The organism is Spongiactinospora gelatinilytica (assembly GCF_003236385.1).
Classification (GTDB): domain Bacteria; phylum Actinomycetota; class Actinomycetes; order Streptosporangiales; family Streptosporangiaceae; genus Spongiactinospora; species Spongiactinospora gelatinilytica.
Genome location: NZ_POUA01000541.1, coordinates 1 through 3773 on the forward strand (window position 1 = coordinate 1; position 3773 = coordinate 3773).

The 3773-nt window shown below is 67.5% G+C and carries 2 protein-coding genes; both read right to left on the reverse strand.

Annotated elements, in window-relative coordinates:
* Nucleotides 1-231 precede the first annotated feature (231 nt).
* The gene (ettA, locus tag C1I98_RS36520; RefSeq protein WP_111171847.1) at nucleotides 232-1896 is read right to left on the reverse strand and encodes an energy-dependent translational throttle protein EttA; all 1665 of its coding nucleotides are present in this window, start codon (nucleotides 1894-1896) and stop codon (nucleotides 232-234) included.
* Nucleotides 1897-1961: 65 nt separating this feature from the next.
* Nucleotides 1962-3362, reverse strand: coding sequence for a GGDEF domain-containing protein (locus C1I98_RS36525; RefSeq protein ID WP_233508492.1), 1401 nt, complete (start codon nucleotides 3360-3362; stop codon nucleotides 1962-1964).
* Nucleotides 3363-3773 lie beyond the last annotated feature (411 nt).

Sequence of the window (3773 nt, forward strand, 5' to 3'; positions counted from 1 at the left end):
CAATGGGCCCACCCGCGAACCCCACCACGACAGCGCCCGCTCGTCGAACACGGCTCTTGAGCTGCCCGCGTCCAGCCGTTCAGCGACATCCGCCCCAGACCCGATCGACCAGGGCAGAAGTAACCATCCCCGGCCACCACCCCGTGGAACAGCCGACCGCCGCACCACCCCTGGTCTGCTATCGCACCCCGCATGGGCAGGGGGCCATGCGGGGCCCTGGAAACCAGGAGGTCAGTCGCGGCGGAGCTGGCGGTAGGTGACGCGGTGCGGGCGGGCGGCGTCGGCGCCCAGGCGGTCGATCTTGTTCTTCTCGTAGTCGGCGAAGTTGCCCTCGAACCAGAACCAGTTCGAGCCCTCTTCCCAAGCCAGGATGTGCGTCGCGATGCGGTCGAGGAACCACCGGTCGTGCGAGGTGATCACCGCACAGCCCGGGAAGTCGAGCAGCGCGTTCTCCAGGCTGGAAAGGGTCTCGGTGTCAAGGTCGTTCGTCGGCTCGTCCAGCAGCAGCACGTTGCCGCCCTGCTTGAGGGTCAGCGCCAGGTTGAGCCGGTTGCGCTCGCCACCGGACAGCACCCCGGCCGGCTTCTGCTGGTCCGGTCCCTTGAACCCGAAGGCCGCGATGTACGCCCTGGACGGCATCTCCACATGCCCGACCTTGATGTGGTCGAGACCGTCGGAGACGACCTCCCAGACGTTCTTAACCGGGTCGATGCCCGCCCTGCTCTGGTCGACGTACGAGATCTGCACCGTGTCACCTACGGTGATCGAGCCATCGCTCGGCGTGTCGTTCCCGGTGATCATGCGGAACAGGGTGGTCTTGCCGACGCCGTTCGGGCCGATCACACCAACGATGCCGTTACGCGGCAGGCTGAACGAAAGATCCTCGATGAGCAGCCGCTCGCCGAAGCCCTTGGTGAGCTTCTGCGCCTGGATCACCGTCGTGCCGAGGCGCGGCCCCGGCGGGATCTGGATCTCCTCGAAATCGAGCTTGCGGTACTTGTCGGCCTCGGCCGCCATCTCCTCATACCGCTGCAGACGAGCCTTGCTCTTGGTCTGGCGAGCCTTGGGGTTGGAGCGGACCCACTCCAGCTCATCCTCCAGGCGCTTCTTCCGCTTGATGTCCTTCTGGCCCTCGACCCGCAGCCGGGCCGCCTTCTTCTCCAGGTAGGTGGAGTAGTTGCCCTCGTACGGGTGGCAGCGCCCCCGGTCAAGCTCCAAGATCCATGTCGCGACGTTGTCCAGGAAGTAGCGGTCGTGGGTCACGGCCAGCACGGTGCCCGCGTACTTCTCCAGGTGCTGCTCCAGCCACTGCACGCTCTCGGCGTCGAGGTGGTTGGTCGGCTCGTCGAGCAGAAGCAGGTCGGGAGCCTCCAGCAACAGCTTGCACAGTGCGACACGCCTGCGCTCACCACCGGAGAGCTTGGACACCTCGGCGTCGGGTGGCGGACAGCGCAAGGCGTCCATCGCCTGTTCGAGCTGGCTGTCGAGATCCCACGCGTTGCGGTGGTCGAGCTGCTCCTGCAGCTTGCCCATCTCCGCCAGCAGCGCGTCGCTGTAGTCGGTCTCCATCTCCTTGGCGATCTCGTTGTAACGGTCGAGAACCGCCTTGGTCTCGGCGACGCCTTCCTCGACATTGCCGAGCACCGTCTTCGACTCGTTGAGCGACGGCTCCTGCTGCAACAGTCCGACCGTGAAACCGGGCATCAACCGGGCCTCGCCGTTGGACGGCTGTTCGAGGCCCGCCATCATCTTCAGCAGCGTCGACTTGCCCGTGCCGTTCGGACCCAGCACACCGATCTTCGCGCCTGGCAGGAACTGCAGCGTGACGTCATCGAGGACAACCTTGTCGCCGTGCGCCTTGCGCACGCGCTGCAACGTGTAGATGTACTCAGGCATGCCACCCAGCTTAGTGGCGGATGGCAAACGGAAAACTCCTCAGAGTTCGCCTTGCGGGGGCCAGGTCAAGAGGCCTCGCCCCGTACGGCGTCGCCGTCGCCGTCAGCGGCGTCGGCACAGGGGCCCTGCTCCGCGTGCTCGGCCGCCGCCTCGCCGACCAACTCGCCCACCAGTTCCCCGCTCAGATCCCCCGCGGGGTCGTCCATCACGTCGCCGGGCAGCTCGCCGATCGGGGCCGCGGCCGGCGCGGAGGAAGCGACCAGCGGCGCGGCGGGCAGGCAGGTGCGGTTGCGGCCCAGCTCTTTGGCCCGGTAAAGGGCCAGGTCGGCGGCGGCCAGCAGGTCGAGCAGATCGTCGCCGTGGACGTTGCTGATCGCCACACCGACCGACACGGTCACCGTGATCACCTCATGGTCTGTCGGCACGGCCATGCAACCGATCCGCAGCCGCAGCCGCTCGGCGACGCGCCGCGCCTCCGCCGTGTCGGCTCCGGGCAGCAGGACCACGAACTCCTCACCGCCGAACCGCCCAACGACGTCGTACTCGCGCAACTGCCCGCGCAGCACGGCCGCCACCTCGATCAGCACCTGGTCGCCCACCAGGTGGCCGTACTGGTCGTTGACCCGCTTGAAGTGGTCGATGTCGATGATGAGCAGCCCCAGCGTGTCGCCGGTACGGCGGGCGCGGACGATCTCCGTGTCGGCCTCCCGCTGCCAGGTGGCGGCGTTGAGCAATCCGGTCTTGGGGTCGGTACGGGCCGCCGCCTGCAACTGGGCGTGCAGCAGGCTGCGCTGGAGCAGCACCACCGGCGGAAGCGTCAGCGCGAGCAACGCCACGTTGAGCCCGCAGGCCAGGCCGACCAGCACGCCAAGGCACAGCTCCACGCCGTCGAGCAGCAGGCTCTCCCTGTTCCACAGCACCGCGCGCCACCCCATGTCGGGATCGGCGAGGTGGGCGGCAATCGCGATCAACGCCGTGTTGATCACGGTGAACAGCAGCGCGGACACCACGGCCATTCCCAGCGCCGCCGGCGCGGCCGCGCGCAACTCCGACAACTCCTCGACGTTGCCGTGGAACACGAGCGACGCCGTCAGCCCCGCCAGGCCGATCGCCGCGCTGCTGCACACCCGCCGGTAGATCACCGTCTGGCGGACTCGCGTCTGCAGCAGAATCTGCAGCGGGATGGGCGCGAGCAACGCGTAGAACGGCGGGAGGAGCAGAGCGACCGGTAACCACCATGCCGACAGAAGGTCCCGGGACACGCCCGCGGGCATGCCGAGCCGCCTGCTGGCCTCGATGCAGACGGCCCCACAGGCCATCAACGCGGCGAAGGTCGCCACATCGACCCATCGGATGATGGTCTCGGACCCGAAGAAGGCGGTCCCGGCCACATGCAGGACTACGATCCCGCACAGGTAGACGACCAGCGGCCATCGCTGCCCGAGCAGAGGCCATCGGTCGGCCAACGCCGAGACACCGCCGTCACGAGCCTTTGCCGAGACATGACGTGTCGTCGCCACGTCATTCCCCCTTCCCTGACTCACGATGTGTAACACACTAATTGCGGAGTGTGCGATGCGCGAGGCAAACAGACACGTTCGTCGGGCACTTCTCTGGAAGGGGGCCGCTGACGAGCGGAAAAGCGGTCAATCAAATCTCGGCACAGCCGCCACTTTCAAACCAGACGCCGCTCCCGAAGCCGAAGTACCGCCCCCGATCGGGCCCTCTGACGCCAAGGCGAGGCACACTCGGCGGCCGTAGGTAGACGTGGAGAGCATGCACGTCCACGCGGCCCAGGCAAGGCCCCCTCACCCACCACGCCCGGAGCCAAAGCGGGACCACACCCGCTTCCCAACTCCCAGCACTCGCCCCCCATC

Coding starts and splice junctions, on each gene's coding strand:
- ettA (WP_111171847.1), bottom strand. CDS start 1,896: ATGCCTGAGTACATCTACACGTTGCAGCGCGTGCGCAAGGCGCACGGC.